We start from the raw sequence: 15,901 nt of genomic DNA on the forward strand, positions 1-15,901 counted from the left end.
CGGCTACCGGTCAGCGTGAGCCCCAGCTGCTCGGCGGCCCGGATGTCGAACATCCCGAGCAGGAGCCCGAGCACGGCGCGTGGCGGGCCGGCGATCGTCAGGTCGGCCTTCTCGGCGCGGCCGGTGCGCGCCCGGACGACGCCGTCGGTGATGTCCACGACGGCCGCGATCCCGTCGACGTCCAGCTGGATGATCGTGGGCGGCCCGCCGGGGTCGACGGCCGAGAACCACTCGACGGCGTAGGTGAGCCAGTGCGGCTGGACCGCATCGCCGGCCTTCTCCTCCGCCATCAGGTGCAGCCCCCAGCTCCCCAGTGACCGCAGCACGGGTGCCAGGGCCTCTCCCGCCGGTGTCAGCGCGTAGAGCACCGTCGCGACGGGCGGCGGCGCTTCCTCGCGGGTGACGATCCCGGCCTCCTCCAGCTCCTTGAGGCGGCTCGACAGCAGGTTCGTCGCGACGCCGGGCAGCCCGTTGCGCAGATCGGTGAACCGGCAGGGCCCGCGGAGCAGCAGCTCGCGCACGACGAGGAGCGTCCAGCGCTCCCCCACGACATCGAGTGCCCGGGAGATCGAGCAGTACTGGCCGTAGCTGCGCACGACGCCCATCCTAGGCCACTACGCTTTACTTTCCTGTCTATCCAGTTGAAAAACTAAAGCCGCAAGGCAAGAGTTGGGGCATGACCTACGACGAACCAGCTGTCTCCGGGACCGTGGCAGAGCTGCTCCGCGACGCGACGAACCTCGACCCGTCGGCCGACGGAGCGCTGGACGACCTCGACCAGTTCCACCTCGGCGGCGCCGAAGCCGTCGACCTGCTGGTCGCGAGCCTCGACCTCGACGCGGGCGCGTTGGTCCTCGACGTCGGCTCCGGGTTCGGCGGACCGGCGCGGCAGGTCGCGCGGCGTACCGGCGCCCGGGTCCTCGGCGTCGACCTCGCCCCCGCCTACGTCGAGGCCGCACGCGACCTCACGCGCAGGGCCGGACTGGAGGACCTCGTCGAGTTCAGGCACGTCGACATCGCCGACCTCGACCACGGCGCACCGTTCGACGCCGCGATCACGATGCACGTGCAGATGAACGTCGAGGACAAGACGGCCTGGTTCAGGAAGATCGCGCGGCGGCTCGCCCCCGGAGCGCGGCTCGCGGTCTGGGAGGTGTGTCAGCAGCCCGGCAGCGAGCTCACCTGGCCGATGCCCTGGTCGCTCGACGGCAGCGACAGCTTCGTGGTCCCCCAGGAGGAGCTGCGTCGCGCGGTCGAGGATGCCGGCTTCGTCGTCGAGTCGTGGACCGACCGGAGCGGGTGGGCGCGCGACTGGTTCGAGCGCACGTACGCCGCGGGCGGACCCGGCGGACCGGCACTGCCGATGCTCCTCGACGAGGGCTACACCCGGGTGCTCAACTACGCCGCCGCCGTGGCGGACGGCTCGGTCCAGGTCTGGCAGGGCTGCTTCACCACCTCGCTACAGTCCCGGTCGTGACCGCCGAGGACCGGACCGAGCCCGCGGCGCGGGACCTGGTCGACGAGTCCCGGCCACACTTCCGCGAGCCGGGCCGGGGTCGCCCGGTCCGGGTCTACGACTGGGCGCCTGAGAACACCGGCAGCGGCGCTCCGCTCGTCGTCATCTCCCACGGGACCGGCGGCTCCGGCAAGGAGATGGGCTGGCTGGCGCGCCCGCTCGCGGCCGCCGGCTTCTCGGTGCTGAGCCTCGACCACCACGGGAACAGCTACGTCGACGGCTACCTGCCGGAGGGCTTCCTGTTCGCCTGGGAGCGGCCGCGCGACATCTCGTTCGTGCTGGACACCCTGGGGCTGGGGCACGAGCGGGTCGGAGTGGCCGGCTTCTCGATCGGCGGCTACACCGCCGCCGCGCTGACCGGACCCCGTCTCGACCCCGACGCCGTCGCTGCGATCCTCGCCGGTCGCGTGCCCCTCCCCCCGATCGACCAGCTCCCGGACGCCTTCGAGCAGCTCCGCGAGACCTACTCGCCGTACGCGCTCGCCGCCGTCGCGCAGTCCTCCGGTACCGACGTCTCCGACCCGCGGGTCGCGGCGGCGTTCCTCGTCTCGCCCGGCATGGGAGCGCTGCTGACGCGCGAGAGCCTCGGGGGCGTGCGCGTGCCGGTGGAGGTCCGTTGGGGCGACGCCGACGCGACCAACCCGTTCGAGCGGGACGTCCGCCCCTACGTCGAGCTGATCCCGGGGGCCGGAGGCAGTGCAGTCGGGCCAGGCGTGGACCACGCCGACTTCATCGCGGCCTTCACACCGGACCGCACCGTGGCGCGCGACCAGGTGGCCGTCGACGCTGTCCGCTTCTTCGAGCAGCACCTGCGGCGCGACCGCCTCGCGCGATCACTCGTGCGTGATCACTAGTGTCACGGGGTGTCCTCACCACTGTCCGTGCTGGCGCCGCGCGTTTCCAAGGCGATCGTCGCGGCCTTCGGTGAGGAGTACGCCGGCACCGACCCGGTCCTGCGGCCGAGCCACCACGCCGACGTCCAGGTCAACGCGGCGCTCGCGCTGGCCAAGCGCCTCGGCCTGCCGCCCCGGGACGTGGCGCAGCGGCTGCTCGACCACCTGGCTCTGCGGGACGTGTGCAGCATCGTCGAGGTCAGCGGGCCGGGCTTCCTCAACCTCACGCTGAGCGACGGGTGGATCTCCGCCGAGACGACCAGGCTGGCCGGCGACGAGCGGCTGGGACTCCCCCGCGAGTCGCCAAAGCGCGTCGTCATCGACTACTCCGCGCCCAACGTCGCCAAGGAGATGCACGTCGGTCACCTGCGCACGACGATCGTGGGCGACGCGCTGGCCCGCACGCTCGAGCGGCTCGGCCACACCGTGATCAGGCAGAACCACGTCGGCGACTGGGGCACGCCGTTCGGGATGCTGATCGAGCACCTGCTCGACGTGGGCGAGGACAGCGCGGAGGCACACCTGCTCGAGACCGACCCCAACGCGTTCTACCAAGTGGCCCGCGAGCGCTTCGACGGCGATGCGGCGTTCGCGACCCGGGCCCGGGACCGGGTGGTCGCGCTGCAGGCCGGCGACGCTGAGACGCTGCGGCTGTGGCGCCAGCTGGTCGAGCTGTCGCGCCGCTACTTCGACCTCGTCTACCGCCGGCTCGGCGTCACGCTGACCGACGCCGACCTGGCCGGCGAGTCGACGTACAACACCGAGCTGGCGCAGCTGTGCGACGAGCTCGAGGCTGCGGGCATCGCCACGACCAGCGAGGGTGCCCTCTGCGTCTTCCTCGACGGCTACACCGGCCGCGAGGGCAAGCCGGTCCCGCTCATCATCCGCAAGTCGGACGGTGGCTACGGCTACGCGACGACGGACCTCGCCACGATCCGCCACCGCGTCCGGGAGCTGCACGCCGACCGGCTGCTCTACGTCATCGGCGCGCCGCAGGCACTCCACCTCCGGATGGTCTGGGACACCGCGCGCATGGCCGGATGGCTGCCCGCCGGCCTCGACCCGGTGCACGTCCAGATCGGCAACGTCCTCGGCCCCGACCGCAAGCTGCTGCGGACCAGGTCCGGTGCTCCCCCGCGGCTGCTGGACCTGATCGACGAGGCGGTCGCCGCCGCCCGGGAGGTGCTCGACCGGTCGCGCCCCGACCTCGACGAGGCCATCAGGGCCGCGGTGGCACCGCAAGTGGGCGTGGGCGCGGTGAAGTACGCCGACCTGTCGGTGGCCCACGACAGCGAGTACGTCTTCGACCTCGACCGGATGACCGCGCTCACCGGCGACACCGGGCCCTACCTCCAGTACGCCGCCACCCGCATCCGCTCGATCCTGCGTCGCAGCGACCAGCAGCCCGGGCCGGCCATCGACGTCGTCGAGCCATCCGAGCGGGTGCTGTCCCTGCGGCTGCTCGACTTCGGGGACGTGGTGGCTCAGGTGGGCGCCGAGCTCGAGCCGCACCGGCTCTGCGCCCACCTCTACGACCTGGCGCGCGCCTACTCGGTCTTCTACGAGGAGTGCCCGGTGCTGAGCGCCGAGCCCGGCGTGCGCGCGTCCCGGCTCGCTCTCTGCGGGCTCACCCTGGCCGTGCTCGTCGAGGGGCTCGGCCTGCTCGGCATCGAGGCGCCCGAGCGGATGTGAGGTCCAAGGCCCTCGGCTCGCGGGACCTTTCCCACTCGTGGGCCGGCCCGGTCGACCGGTAGGAAGCAGGAAGGAGCACGACCTGCGAGGTGATGGCGATGATGTGGGACCACGACGGTGGCTGGGGCATGACCGGCGGCGGTGGCTGGCTCGCACTCGTGGTGATCGTCACGCTCGTGGCCGCAGCGGTCGCCGCTCTGGTCGTCACGACGGGACTCCGGTCCGGGACCACCGGTCCCTCGCCGAGCCGACCCGACGACCCGGACGCGGAGGCGGACTGCATCCTTCAGCGCCGCTTCGCGGCCGGGGAGATCGACGAGGACGAGTTCCTGCAGCGGCGCGCCCTGCTCCACACCCGGCGGTGACCCGGGCTCTTCGTTGATCCGGTTGATCCGGGCTCAGCCTGGATCCAGGCTCAGCCGCCGAGGCCGATCTCGTTGCCCTCCTCGTCGCGGTAGGTCACCTTGCGGACCCCGTTGTCGTAGGTCTCGTCGAGGTGCGGCTCGATCCCCCGCTCGGAGATGGCGGCGACCCGCTCGGCCAGGTCGTCGACGAACACCGTCACCAGCGCGTGGCCGGCGTGCTCGGGGCGGTGCTCGACGTAGACCGACCTGCACTCGGCCACCTCCCACACCGCTTCGTGGTCGTTGGGGTGGAAGGTGGGTGGTCGCCCGAACAGCCGCTCGTACCACGCGAGGGCGGCCGGGTAGTCGGCGACCGAGATCCCGGCGAACAGGGCCGGCAGCCTCACGCCCCGCTGCTCATCGTTCATGGACCCACAATGGCACCGGTCCCCGAGGCTCTTGCGGGGCCGGGTCGGCGGTGCCAGTCTCGCTGGTGATCATCCCGGTGGCGCCGACCATCCTGGTCTTCTCCCTTGCCCAGAAGGCGTCCATCGAAGGCGTCATGCTGACGGGGGTCAAAGGATGAAGATCGCGGTCGTCGGCGGCGGGTCGACGTACACCCCGGAGCTCGTGGACGGCATCGGCCGGCTCCGCGAGACCCTGCCGATCGACGAGCTGGTGCTCGTGGACCCGGCGGCCGAGCGGTTGGAGCTGGTCGCCGGCCTCGGCCGCCGGATCCTGGCGCGGCTGGGCCACCGCGGGCGGCTCACCACCGCCACGTCCCTGGAGCCGGCGCTCGACGGGGTCGATGCGGTGCTGCTGCAGCTGCGCGTCGGTGGCCAGGCCGCGCGGAACCAGGACGAGACGTGGCCGCTGGAGTGCGGTTGCGTCGGTCAGGAGACGACCGGTGCCGGAGGGCTGGCCAAGGCGCTGCGCACCGTGCCGGTCGTGCTGGAGCTGGCCGAGCAGGTGCGCGCGGCGGCCCCCCAGGCGTGGATCATCGACTTCACCAACCCGGTCGGCATCGTCACCCGGGCGCTGCTCGGGGCCGGGCACCGCGCGGTGGGGCTGTGCAACGTGGCCATCGGGTTCCAGCGCCGGTTCGCCGCGCTGCTGGGCGTGCCCCCGGAGTCGGTCGAGCTGGACCACGTGGGGCTCAACCACCTGACCTGGGAGCGCGCGGCGCGGGTCGACGGTGTGGACCGCCTGCCGGAGCTGCTGGCCGAGCACGTCGACGAGATCGCCCCGCCGGTCGGGATGTCCGCCGACCAGCTCCGGGCCCTCGGGGTGGTGCCGTCCTACTACCTGCGCTACTTCTACGCCCACGACGAGGTGGTCCGCGAGCAGCGTGCGGCACCGTCGCGGGCGGCCGAGGTGGCCGAGATCGAGCGGCAGCTGCTGGAGCTCTATGCCGACCCCGCGCTGGATGAGAAGCCGGAGCTGCTGGGTCAGCGGGGCGGCGCGTTCTACTCCGAGGCCGCGGTGCAGCTCGCGGCCGCGCTGCTGGGGGACGCGCCGGGACGCTACGTCGTGAACCTGCGCAACGGGGGCACCCTCCCGTTCCTCCCGGACGACGCGGTCATCGAGGTCCCGGCATCGGTGTCCCGCGACGACGTGGCCGCCGTGCCGCTGGAGCCACTGGAGCCGTTGTATGCCGGCCTCGTTGCGCACGTCACGGCCTACGAGCAGCTCGCACTCGAGGCCGCGCTGCACGGTGGTCGGCAGCGGGTCTTCGAGGCGCTCCTCGCCCACCCGCTGGTCGGGCAGGTGGACCGGGCCGAGGGGCTGACCGACCGGCTCATCGCGTACAACCGGGAGTACCTGCCGTGGGCCTGACCCCAGGTGTCGTCGCGGGCGTCCTCGCCATCGACGCCGGGAACAGCAAGACCGACGTGTGCGTGGTCTCGGCGGAGGGCGAGCTGCTCGGTAGCGCCCGGGGCGGACCGTTCAGGCCCCACGTGGTGGGCGCGACTGCGGCCGTCGCCTCGATCGCGCCCGCTGTCGCAACTGCGCTGTCCCGGGCCGGGACCGTCTCGGTCCGCCACGTCGCCGCCTGCCTCGCGAACGCCGACCTGCCCGTCGAGCACGAGCCCCTCGAGGCAGCCATCGCCGCGACCGGCTGGGCACCGGCGCACGAGGTCGTCAACGACACCTTCGCCCTGCTGCGGGCGGGCACCGACGCGAGCCGCGGCGTGGCGGTCGTCTGCGGCGCGGGCATCAACTGCACGGGGCTGCTGCCCGACGGGACCACGGTGCGGTTCGCGGCGGTTGGCCACATCTCCGGCGACTGGGGCGGCGGTGGCCACCTCTGGCAGGAGGCGATGTGGTGGGCGGCGCGGGCCGAGGACGGCCGGGGTCCTGTCACCGCGCTGCAGAGCGCGCTGCCCGGGCACTTCGGGCTGGTCTCGATGGCCGAGCTGATCGAGGCGGTGCACCTCGCTGCGCTCACCGAGGAGCAGTGCATGGCGATGACGCCGCTGCTCTTCGACGTGGCCGAGGGCGGCGACCAGGTGGCCGCCGACGTGGTCCGCCGCCAGGCCGCCGAGGTGGTCGCCCTCGCCGCGACGGCGATCCGCCGGCTGGGCGTGCTGGACGAGCCGATCGACGTCCTGCTCGGCGGGGGCGTGCTCACGGCCGGTCGCCGGCTGCTGCTCGACGAGATAGGGCGCGGCCTCGCCGTCCGGGCGCCGCACGCGGTGGCCCGGGTCGTCGCGACCCCGCCCATCGTCGGGGCCGCGCTGCTCGGGCTGGACCGGATCGGAGCGGCACCGTCTGCGGCGCAGCGGCTGCGCGAATCGTTCCGGCAGACGGTGGCGTAGCCACACCCGCGCGCCGTAGACCAGAGTGGGCCGATGACGGTGAGCAGGCTGGCGCACATCCCCGGCATCGGGGTCAACGTGATGGGTGACCGCGCAGACGCGGCGGCCGACCCGGAGATCCTGCGGATGGAGAACCTCGACACCGACCTGCGGCCCCCTGCCATCGCCGTCGAGCGCACCCGGGCCGCCGTCGACGAGGACGACGCCAACAGCTACCTGCCGTTCGAGGGCCACCAGGCGCTGCGGCGCGCCGCCTCGGCCCACGTCAGCCGCATCAGTGGCCGCCCCTACGACGCGGACACCGAGTGCGTGAGCGTCGCCGGCGGGCTCAACGGCATCCTCAACGCCCTGCTCGCCACGACCGAGCCGGGCTCGGAGGTCGTGCTGTCCGACCCGATCTACGCCGGCCTGGTGAACCGGGTGCGCCTGGCGGGTGCGGTGCCGGTGCACGTTCCGGCCGAGCCGTCCGCTGCGGGGTGGCGCACCGACCCGGACCGGCTGGCCGCGGCCGTCGGCCCGCAGACCGCCGCCGTCCTGCTGATGGGACCGGCGATGCCGACGGGGATGGTCCTCGACCAGAGCCACCTCGACGCGCTGGCGGACCCGGTGGTCGCGAACGGCGCCTGGGTGCTCTACGACGCGGCGATGGAGCGGATCCGGTTCGACGGGCTCCCGTCGGTGCACCCGGCCGCGCACCCGGGACTCGGTGACCGCGTGATCACCGTCGGCTCGGCCTCGAAGGAGCTGCGGATGATCGGCTGGCGGGTCGGCTGGGTCGTGGCACCGGCGCCCGTGCTCGCCGACATCGCGCTGGTCGGGATGACCAACGTCGTGTGCCAGGTCGGCATCGCGCAGCAGGCGGTGGCGGCCGCGCTGGACGCCGCGGATGCCGGCGCGGACGTGGCCGCGGCCACCGCGACCTGGCAGGCCCGTTGCGAGACGGTCCTCGACCAGCTGTCCGACCAGCCGCTCGTCCGGCCCGACGGCGGCTGGTCGCTGCTCATCGACACCACCCGCCTCGGCCTGTCACCGGCCGAGGCGTCCCAGCGCCTCTTCGAGCGCGGCCGGGTCGCCGCGACGCCGATGGACGGCTGGGGCCCGTCGGGTGCGAACTACCTGCGGCTGGTCTTCGCCAACGAGCCGGTCGAGCGGCTCGGCGACCTGCGAGAGCGGTTCGCAGCGGCGTTCTAAGGCGTTCTAGGGGCGTTCTGGGGGCGTCCTGGGGCGTCCTGGGCGCGTTCTAGGGTGGCTCGGGTGAGCAAGCTGCAGATCGCCGTCGCCCTCTACGAGGGCATGACCCTCCTGGACGCCGCCGGCCCGATCGAGGTGCTGCGGTTCCTCCCGGACGCGCGGCTGGAGCTGGTCAGCGCGGCCACCGGGCCGGTGCGCAGCGACGCCCGGACCGACCTGGTCGCCACCACGACGTACGACGAGTGCACCTCGCCCGACGTCGTGGTGGTCCCTGGTGGGCCCGGCACGGGCGAGGCGCTCGGCGGTCCTCTGATCGGCTGGCTCCGGCAGGTGCACCCGACGACCACCTGGACGACCTCGGTGTGCTCGGGGTCGCTGCTGCTCGCCCACGCCGGACTGCTCGAGGGGGCCCCGGCGGCCTCCCACTTCGCCGTCCTCGACCTGCTCCCCCAGCTCGGCGCGACCCCGTCGCACGAACGCGTGGTCGTCGACGAGGCCCACCACGTGATGACCGCCGCGGGCGTCTCGTCCGGGATCGACATGGCGCTGGTGCTGGCGGAGCGGCTCAGCGACGCGACCACCGCCCAGGCGATCCAGCTGGTGACCGAGTACGACCCGCACCCTCCCCATGACAGCGGATCGCTCGCCAAGGCCTCCGCGGACGTCGTGCGCCGCGCCGTCGAGCTCGGGCGCCCGCACGGAGCGATCCCGGAGTTCTGGGAGCCGCCCGCATGACCCCGGTCCTCTAGGTTCGGTGCGGTGAAGGCCCCGGGTGAGGACGGCGCTCCCGTCCTGCCTTTCCGCGACGCGGACGCGTTCGACCGCTGGCTGGCCGAGCACCACCACGAGCGGGCCGGGGTCTGGCTCAAGCTCGCCAAGGTGGCCTCCGGCATCGCGTCGATGACCAGCGACGAGGCCGTCGACGTCGGGCTCTGCTGGGGCTGGGTCTCAGGTCAGCGGCGGTCCCTCGACGAGAGCTGGTATCTGCAGAAGTACGTCCCCCGCCGCCCACGCAGCAACTGGTCCGCGCTCAACGTGCGCAAGGTCGCGGAGCTGACCGCCGCCGGCCGGATGCAGCCGCCCGGCATCGCCGAGGTCGAGGCCGCCAAGGCCGACGGCCGGTGGGACGCCGCTCTCAGTCCTCGGACAGCTTCCCGAGGATCCGCGCCAGGTCGGCCCGGTCGGTGGCCGAGAGCCGCCGGAACAGCTTCTCCGACTCCGCGCCCCGGAGGCGGCGTACCTCCTCGGACAGCTGGCGACCCCGGTCGGTGAGCGCGACCAGCGTGGCCCGGCGGTCGGTCGGGTCCGGGGTCCGCGAGACCAGCCCCTTGGCCTCCAGCGCGTCGACCACCTCGGTGGCCGACCGCGGCGCGATCCGCAGGTGTTCGGCGAGCTCCTTGGCCCGCACTCCCCCGTGCGTGTCGAGCACCCGGATCGCCCGGACTTGCGACGGCGTCACGTCGTGGGCAGCGAACGCGGTCATCGAGGCGGCCCGCAACCGGCGGGCCACCGCACCGAAGGCCTCGCCGAGGGAGTCGGCGGGTAGGTCGGGAGCCACGGGAACAGAGTAGCAAGAATTGATGTTGTAACCTCATGATGAGGCTACCTCACTAAATGAGCCCAAGGCCTCCACAGACTTTCCCGAAGGAGGTCCCCATGGACTCCGCCACCTCTCCCACCGCCGGGCGCGGCCGCTTCCGCGTCCCCGACCGGCCGAGCGCGGCCGAGCGGCAGCAGGCCCGCGAGGTGTCTCTGCGCCGGATCGCCCGGCTGTTCACGCCGTACCGCGGGTCGGTCGCCGGCGTCGTCGGCATCATCGTCGCCTCGTCCGTCGTCGGGCTGGCCTCTCCGTTCCTGCTCCGCGGCGTCATCGACGTCGCCCTGCCCGACCAGGACCTACACCTGCTGGTCCTGCTGACGCTCGGGATGGTCGCGGTTGCAGCCGTCACCTCGGTCCTCGGCGTCGTGCAGACCTGGGTGAGCACCCAGGTCGGCCAGCGGGTCATGCACGGCCTGCGCACCGATGTCTTCACCCACCTGCAACGGCAGTCGATCGCGTTCTTCACCCGCACCCGCACCGGTGAGGTGCAGTCGCGGATCACCAACGACGTCGGCGGCATGCAGGGCGTCGTCACCTCCACCGCGACCTCGATCGCCTCCAACCTCACCACCACCGTGGCCACCGCGGTGGCGATGGCGGCCCTGTCGTGGCGGCTCTCGCTCATCTCGCTGGTCGTCATGCCTCCGGCCGTCTGGCTCAGCCGCCGGGTGGCCCGGATGCGGCGCGAGATCACCTCGGCCCAGCAGAAGGAGCTCGCCGACCTCAACGTCACCATCGAGGAGGGGCTGTCGGTCAACGGCGTCCAGCTGGCCAAGGCCATGGGCGCCGGCCCGGCGCTGGTCCGGCGCTTCACCGAGTCGAGCGCGCGGCTGATCGACCTCGAGCTCCGCTCGTCGCTGGCCGGCCGCTGGCGGATGGCGTCGATGAGCGTGCTGTTCGCGGCGATCCCCGCGGTCATCTACCTCAGCGCCGGGCTGCCGATGACCCGGGGCACGATGACGATCGGGACGCTGATCGCGTTCACCGCGCTCCAGGGCCAGCTGTTCCGCCCGCTGATGGGGCTGCTCAACACCGGGGTCCAGGTCGTCAGCTCGCTGGCGCTCTTCCAGCGTGTCTTCGAGTACCTCGACCTGCCCGTCGACATCGACGAGCCGGCCGATCCCGTCGACATCGACCCATCCGAGGTGCGGGGCCACGTGCGCTTCGAGCACGTCGGGTTCTCCTACGACGACGCCCCGACGCCCGCGCTGGCCGATGTCGACCTCGACGTACCGGCCGGCACCACGCTCGCCCTGGTCGGCGAGACCGGCTCCGGCAAGACCACGCTCGGCTCTCTGGTCGCCCGGCTCCACGACCCGACCTCGGGCGTGGTGACCATCGACGGCGTCGACGTACGCCGGATCCGGCTCACGGACCTGGCCCGCATCGTCGGCATCGTCAGCCAGGAGACCTACCTGTTGCACACGACGGTGCGCGAGAACCTCCGCTACGCCAAGCCCGACGCCACCGACGCCGAGATCGAGGCCGCGGCCCGCGCGGCCCGGATCCACGACCTCGTCGCGTCGCTGCCGGACGGCTACGACACCGTGGTCGGCTCGCGGGGGCACCGGTTCTCCGGTGGTGAGAAGCAGCGCATCGCGATCGCGCGGACGCTGCTGCGCAACCCGCGGATCCTGGTGCTCGACGAGGCGACCAGTGCGCTGGACACCGAGACCGAGCGGGCGGTGCAGGAGGCGTTCGACAGCCTCTCCGAGGGTCGGACGACGATCACGATCGCGCACCGGCTCTCCACGGTCCGCCACGCCGACCAGATCGTGGTCCTCGACCACGGACGCGTGGTCGAGAGCGGCACCCACGAGCAGCTGCTCGAGGAGGCGGGGCGGTACGCCGCCCTCGCGGCGTGACCCCCCCGCATCTCGTCGACGGGGTACCGCACCGCCATGACCGACCAGCCACTCCCCCAGCACCGCCGCCCCGAGGGCGTCACCGACACGACTGTCGAGGCCCTCGGGCGGCTGTCCGAGGCGCTCGAGGCGGTCGAGATCGCCCGCGGCCGGCTCTATGCCTTCCACCGGATGTCCGGCACCGCCGATCGCACCCTGGGCGAGGCGATCGACCTGCTGCGCGAGGCCGGCCACGGCGAGCTGGCCGACCGGGCCCGGTCCGAGCTGTTCGGGCGCAACCTGCTGCACGGCCGCTGGAGCTTCCAGATCGTCGAGGAGTACGACGAGACCTACTGGACGCCGTTCCGCGAGCTCGAGAGAGCGGCTCGCGAGGAGCTGCTCGAGGGCAGGCGGCACGTCTTCGAGGCCGAGATGAAGGAGCACGAACGCACCCGCGGCCACCCCGACCACACCGCCGTACCCGACGACAGCGGTCCACAGGGCCACCCGCCGGGATAGTCCCAGACCTTCCCAACACAAATGCCGGGGAGCGCCGTTGGGAACGTCTGGGACTATCCCGCCGCGGGCCAGGAGTGAGGCCGGCGGAGACCGGGAGGAAGCACGGTGGCGGCGTCGCCGTGGGCGGCGTTGAGCTGCGGCTGGGTCACGAACAGTGCGGTCGACAGGTCGGCGCCGGAGAGGTCGGCATCGCGCAGGTCGGCCCCGAGGAGGTCGGTGCGGTCCAGGACCGTCTCGCGGAGGTCGGCGGCGACCAGGAGCGCGCTGCGCAGATCCGCGCGGGCCAGATCGGTGGCCCGGAGGTCCTGTCCGACCAGGTCGTGCCCGGCGTACGACGGACCGTCGCCGCGGACCGAGCGGCTCACGCCACGCAGCAGCTCTCCGACGAGAGCCGCCAGCCGGTCGAGATCGGTGTCCAGGATGAAGGCGGGGTCACCCGACGTGCGGGCCTCGACCCGCCGCCTCAGCTGGGACACCTCCGGTCCGGGCGCCAGCACGCCGGCCTGGTCGAGCAGCACGAGCATCTCGTGCAGCCGCTGGACCACGGAGAAGACCGAGAACATCTCGGCACCCCCGTCGGCGCAGTCGCGCCAGCTCCGGCCGGCGTACACCACCTGGCTCACCTGCTGTCCCGCGCCGAAGCACTCATAGGACACGCAGCCGCCCATGCCCGACTCGCGCAGGGTCGCGTGGATCGAGCAGCGGTAGGCCGCGTCGAGGTGGCGGCACGGCTCGCCGGCGTCCTTTGCGAAGGAGAAGCCGCTCGAGGGCCGGAACGGCAGCGCGACGCAGCAGAGCCCGACGCAGCGCGCGCAGTCCGGCTCGAGGGTGGTCATCGGCACATGGATACCTTGCACCCATGGGACTTTCGACCACCCCACGACAGCTCAACGACGGCACCACGATCCCGCCCATCGGCTTCGGCACCGCCGGACTGCACGGTGAGGAGGCGGTCACCGCGGTCACCCAGGCGCTCGAGAACGGCTACCGGCTGATCGACACCGCGGTGAACTACGGCAACGAGACCGAGGTTGGCGAGGCGATCCGGCGCTCGGGCATCCCGCGAGACGAGATCGTCGTCACGAGCAAGATCCCCGGGCGCCATCACGCGTACGACGACGCGCTCGCCAGCACCAAGGAGTCGCTGGAGCGGCTCGGCCTGGACCGCCTCGACGTGCACCTCATCCACTGGCCCAACCCGCGGCACGAGAAGTACCACGAGACCTGGCGGGCCCTGGTCAAGCTTCGCGACGACGGGCTGGTCCGCTCCCCCGGCGTCTCCAACTTCACCGAGGAGCACCTGCGGCGGGTGATCGACGAGACCGGCGTGACCCCGGTGCTCAACCAGATCGAGCTGCACCCCTACTGGCCGCAGCCCGAGATGCGCGCCGTCCACGAGCGGCTCGGCATCGTGACCGAGTCATGGAGCCCGATGGGCAAGCGCCAGGCGCCGTTCAAGGAGCCGGTCGTCGCGGCCGCGGCCGCCGCGCACGGGGTCTCGCCCGGGCAGGTAGTGCTTCGTTGGCAGCTCCAGCTCGGCAACCTCCCCATCCCGCTGTCGCGCAACCCGGGGCGGCAGCGGGAGAACCTCGACCTCGACGGCTTCGAGCTCACCGACGACGAGATGACGGCGATCACCGGCCTGGCCCGGCCCGACGGCCGGCTCTTCGGCGGAGACCCGGACACGCACGAGGAGATGTGACCACCGGGCCGTCGACCCCCTACCTCGCCGTCGACCCGAACCGGCTCCGTGACAACCTGCGGCGCGCGGCGGAGTGGGCCGCCACCAACGGCGTCGCGCTGCGCCCGCACGCCAAGACCCACAAGACGGCCGAGATCGCGCGGCTCCAGCTCGACCACGGCGCGGTCGGCCTGTGCGTGGCGACCGTCGGCGAGGCGGAGGTCATGGCCGAGCACGGCGTCACTGACCTGTTCGTGGCCTACCCGCTCCACCTCGACGAGCCCCGGACCGCGCGGCTCCGGGCCCTGGCCGAGCGGTGCCGGGCGGCGATCGGGGTCGACTCGGTCGAGGCAGCGACGCGGGCGGGCCGGCTGCTTGGACCGTACGCCGTGGACGTGCTCGTCGAGGTCGACAGCGGCCAGCACCGCACCGGCTGCCTGCCCGGGGAGGCCGGCGCGGTGGCGGCCGCGGCGGCCGCCGCCAGGGCACGGGTCCGGGGCGTGTTCACCTTCCCGGGGCACAGCTACGACCCGGACCGGACGGCCTCGGCCGCGGCCGACGAGGGCCGGGCGCTGGCCGCGGCCCGGGCTGCGGTCGAGGGCGAGGGACTCGAGGTGGCCGTGGTGAGCGGCGGTTCCACGCCGAGCTTCGCGCACACCGACGTCGGCGTGCTCACCGAGGCCCGGCCGGGCGTCTACGTCTTCGGCGACGCCCAGCAGTGGGAGCTCGGCGCCATGGCGCTGGAGTCGATCGCGCTGACCTGCCGGGCCACCGTCGTCAGCCACGCCGGCGGCCGGGCGGTCCTCGACTCGGGGAGCAAGGCGCTGGCCGCGGACCGTGCGGCGTACAGCACCGGCGCCGGCCGGCTCCTCGACCACCCCGACGCGCGGGTCGTGCAGCTGTCCGAGCATCATGCCGTGGTCGACTTCGCCGGCGCCCCGCTCCCGCCGGTCGGCGAGCAGGTCGCTGTCGTGCCCAACCACTGCTGCGCGGCGGTCAACCTCGCCGACGAGCTCTGGGTGGAGGAGGACGGCGAGCTCCGGTCGTGGGCGGTGGCCGCCCGTGGCCGGAACAGTTGACGGCACTCCTAGGATCGCCCGCGTGTCGAAGCGCCTCCTCCCGGTCCTCGTCCTGCTGCTCACCGCCTCTCTCGCCGCTTGCGGCGACAACGACAAGGCCAGCGACGGCAGCGGGAGCGGCAGTCCCCGCGGCAGCGCACAACCGGCCGATGTCACCTGCGACTACCCGGCGGACGACCAGATCCCGGCGGCGCGGAAGGTAGACCCGCCGCCGAGCAGGCCGACCGTCGGTGGCGACGTCCCGGCGACGCTCTCGACCAGCCTGGGCGACCTCAAGATCACCCTCGACGCGACCGGTGCGCCGTGCACCGTCAACTCCTTCGTGTCCCTGGCCACCCAGGGCTACTACGACGACAGCCCCTGCCACCGGCTCACCACGCTCGACCAGAACGGCATCGCGGTCCTGCAGTGCGGCGACCCGAGCGGGACCGGCAGCGGCGGCCCGGGCTACACCTACGCCGATGAGACCAAGGGCGACGAGACCTACGGGCCCGGCGTCCTCGCGATGGCCAACCGCGGTCCCGACACCAACGGCTCGCAGTTCTTCATCGTCTACGACGACTCGCCGCTGCCGCCCGACTACACCGTGTTCGGCTCGGTCGACGAGGACTCGCTCGCGCCGATCAAGGACCTCGCCGCCAAGGGCACCGTCCCCGGTCCGGGCGGGATGACCGCGCCGGCCGAGAAGGTCACGATCAGGTCGGTCGGCTGGCGTTGAGCCGC

17 protein-coding genes are annotated in these 15,901 nt (G+C 72.9%); 13 read left to right on the forward strand and 4 right to left on the reverse strand.

Going from position 1 to position 15,901, the window contains the following annotated elements:
- A partial coding sequence (locus VFV89_RS12300; RefSeq protein ID WP_414690378.1) for a winged helix-turn-helix transcriptional regulator occupies window positions 1–596 on the reverse strand: 596 nt, incomplete at its 3' end.
- An 80-nt stretch (window positions 597–676) separates the two neighbouring features.
- On the opposite strand from VFV89_RS12300, the gene VFV89_RS12305 reads away from it, so the two are divergent.
- From VFV89_RS12305 to VFV89_RS12320, 4 genes are all read left to right on the forward strand, one after another.
- Window positions 677–1,477: an SAM-dependent methyltransferase gene (locus VFV89_RS12305; RefSeq protein WP_329706234.1), complete on the forward strand. Its 801-nt coding sequence runs from the start codon at window positions 677–679 to the stop codon at window positions 1,475–1,477.
- Window positions 1,474–2,370: an alpha/beta hydrolase family protein gene (locus VFV89_RS12310; protein ID WP_329706235.1), complete on the forward strand. Its 897-nt coding sequence runs from the start codon at window positions 1,474–1,476 to the stop codon at window positions 2,368–2,370. Before VFV89_RS12305 ends, VFV89_RS12310 begins: the two co-directional genes overlap by 4 nt.
- A gap of 9 nt (window positions 2,371–2,379) precedes the next feature.
- Window positions 2,380–4,101 (forward strand): arginine--tRNA ligase, encoded by a 1,722-nt coding sequence (gene argS, locus VFV89_RS12315; protein ID WP_329706236.1) that lies wholly within the window; start codon window positions 2,380–2,382, stop codon window positions 4,099–4,101.
- 98 nt (window positions 4,102–4,199) lie between these two features.
- Entirely contained in the window at window positions 4,200–4,466 is a 267-nt protein-coding gene (locus tag VFV89_RS12320) for an SHOCT domain-containing protein (protein ID WP_329706237.1), read from the forward strand.
- A gap of 50 nt (window positions 4,467–4,516) precedes the next feature.
- On the opposite strand, the gene VFV89_RS12325 is transcribed toward VFV89_RS12320, so the two are convergent.
- Window positions 4,517–4,873 (reverse strand): VOC family protein, encoded by a 357-nt coding sequence (locus tag VFV89_RS12325; protein WP_329706238.1) that lies wholly within the window; start codon window positions 4,871–4,873, stop codon window positions 4,517–4,519.
- 154 nt (window positions 4,874–5,027) lie between these two features.
- On the opposite strand from VFV89_RS12325, the gene VFV89_RS12330 reads away from it, so the two are divergent.
- The 4 genes from VFV89_RS12330 to VFV89_RS12345 all read left to right on the forward strand — a co-directional run bounded on the left by VFV89_RS12330 (window position 5,028) and on the right by VFV89_RS12345 (window position 9,190).
- Window positions 5,028–6,281, forward strand: a complete 1,254-nt coding sequence (locus tag VFV89_RS12330) for a 6-phospho-beta-glucosidase (protein WP_329706239.1) — start codon at window positions 5,028–5,030, stop codon at window positions 6,279–6,281.
- A complete protein-coding gene (locus tag VFV89_RS12335; protein WP_329706240.1) occupies window positions 6,272–7,264 on the forward strand; it encodes an N-acetylglucosamine kinase in 993 nt (330 codons plus the stop codon). The genes VFV89_RS12330 and VFV89_RS12335 overlap by 10 nt, the downstream gene beginning before the upstream one ends.
- 33 nt (window positions 7,265–7,297) lie before the next feature.
- Window positions 7,298–8,455: a pyridoxal phosphate-dependent aminotransferase gene (locus tag VFV89_RS12340; protein WP_329706241.1), complete on the forward strand. Its 1,158-nt coding sequence runs from the start codon at window positions 7,298–7,300 to the stop codon at window positions 8,453–8,455.
- A gap of 63 nt (window positions 8,456–8,518) precedes the next feature.
- Entirely contained in the window at window positions 8,519–9,190 is a 672-nt protein-coding gene (locus tag VFV89_RS12345) for a DJ-1/PfpI family protein (RefSeq protein WP_329706242.1), read from the forward strand.
- A gap of 400 nt (window positions 9,191–9,590) precedes the next feature.
- Here VFV89_RS12345 and VFV89_RS12350 read toward each other — a convergent pair whose 3' ends face one another.
- A complete protein-coding gene (locus tag VFV89_RS12350; protein WP_329706243.1) occupies window positions 9,591–10,013 on the reverse strand; it encodes a MarR family transcriptional regulator in 423 nt (140 codons plus the stop codon).
- 98 nt (window positions 10,014–10,111) lie between these two features.
- On the opposite strand from VFV89_RS12350, the gene VFV89_RS12355 reads away from it, so the two are divergent.
- Entirely contained in the window at window positions 10,112–11,920 is a 1,809-nt protein-coding gene (locus tag VFV89_RS12355; RefSeq protein WP_329706244.1) for an ABC transporter ATP-binding protein, read from the forward strand.
- A gap of 36 nt (window positions 11,921–11,956) precedes the next feature.
- A complete protein-coding gene (locus VFV89_RS12360) occupies window positions 11,957–12,418 on the forward strand; it encodes a hypothetical protein (protein WP_329706245.1) in 462 nt (153 codons plus the stop codon).
- A 53-nt stretch (window positions 12,419–12,471) separates the two neighbouring features.
- On the opposite strand, the gene VFV89_RS12365 is transcribed toward VFV89_RS12360, so the two are convergent.
- Entirely contained in the window at window positions 12,472–13,254 is a 783-nt protein-coding gene (locus VFV89_RS12365) for a pentapeptide repeat-containing protein (protein ID WP_329706246.1), read from the reverse strand.
- Between the two features lie 23 nt (window positions 13,255–13,277).
- Between VFV89_RS12365 and VFV89_RS12370 the strand changes: the two genes are divergently transcribed.
- From VFV89_RS12370 to VFV89_RS12380, 3 genes are read left to right on the forward strand one after another with little or no spacing between them, the layout of a single operon-like run.
- Window positions 13,278–14,120, forward strand: a complete 843-nt coding sequence (locus VFV89_RS12370) for an aldo/keto reductase (protein WP_329706247.1) — start codon at window positions 13,278–13,280, stop codon at window positions 14,118–14,120.
- Window positions 14,117–15,178: an alanine racemase gene (locus tag VFV89_RS12375; RefSeq protein ID WP_329706248.1), complete on the forward strand. Its 1,062-nt coding sequence runs from the start codon at window positions 14,117–14,119 to the stop codon at window positions 15,176–15,178. The genes VFV89_RS12370 and VFV89_RS12375 overlap by 4 nt, the downstream gene beginning before the upstream one ends.
- 22 nt (window positions 15,179–15,200) lie before the next feature.
- Window positions 15,201–15,896, forward strand: a complete 696-nt coding sequence (locus VFV89_RS12380) for a peptidylprolyl isomerase (protein WP_329706249.1) — start codon at window positions 15,201–15,203, stop codon at window positions 15,894–15,896.
- Window positions 15,897–15,901: the final 5 nt, after the last annotated feature.

It is taken from the genome of Nocardioides sp., from assembly GCF_036274455.1.
Classification (GTDB): domain Bacteria; phylum Actinomycetota; class Actinomycetes; order Propionibacteriales; family Nocardioidaceae; genus Nocardioides.

Bases quoted from the DNA above. Each gene is read 5' to 3' on its own strand.
- VFV89_RS12330 (WP_329706239.1), top strand. From the start codon at position 5,028: ATGAAGATCGCGGTCGTCGGCGGCGGGTCGACGTACACCCCGGAGCTC.
- VFV89_RS12365 (WP_329706246.1), bottom strand. From the start codon at position 13,254: ATGACCACCCTCGAGCCGGACTGCGCGCGCTGCGTCGGGCTCTGCTGC.
- VFV89_RS12360 (WP_329706245.1), top strand. From the start codon at position 11,957: ATGACCGACCAGCCACTCCCCCAGCACCGCCGCCCCGAGGGCGTCACC.
- VFV89_RS12305 (WP_329706234.1), top strand. From the start codon at position 677: ATGACCTACGACGAACCAGCTGTCTCCGGGACCGTGGCAGAGCTGCTC.
- VFV89_RS12355 (WP_329706244.1), top strand. From the start codon at position 10,112: ATGGACTCCGCCACCTCTCCCACCGCCGGGCGCGGCCGCTTCCGCGTC.
- VFV89_RS12370 (WP_329706247.1), top strand. From the start codon at position 13,278: ATGGGACTTTCGACCACCCCACGACAGCTCAACGACGGCACCACGATC.
- VFV89_RS12320 (WP_329706237.1), top strand. From the start codon at position 4,200: ATGATGTGGGACCACGACGGTGGCTGGGGCATGACCGGCGGCGGTGGC.
- VFV89_RS12340 (WP_329706241.1), top strand. From the start codon at position 7,298: ATGACGGTGAGCAGGCTGGCGCACATCCCCGGCATCGGGGTCAACGTG.
- VFV89_RS12325 (WP_329706238.1), bottom strand. From the start codon at position 4,873: ATGAACGATGAGCAGCGGGGCGTGAGGCTGCCGGCCCTGTTCGCCGGG.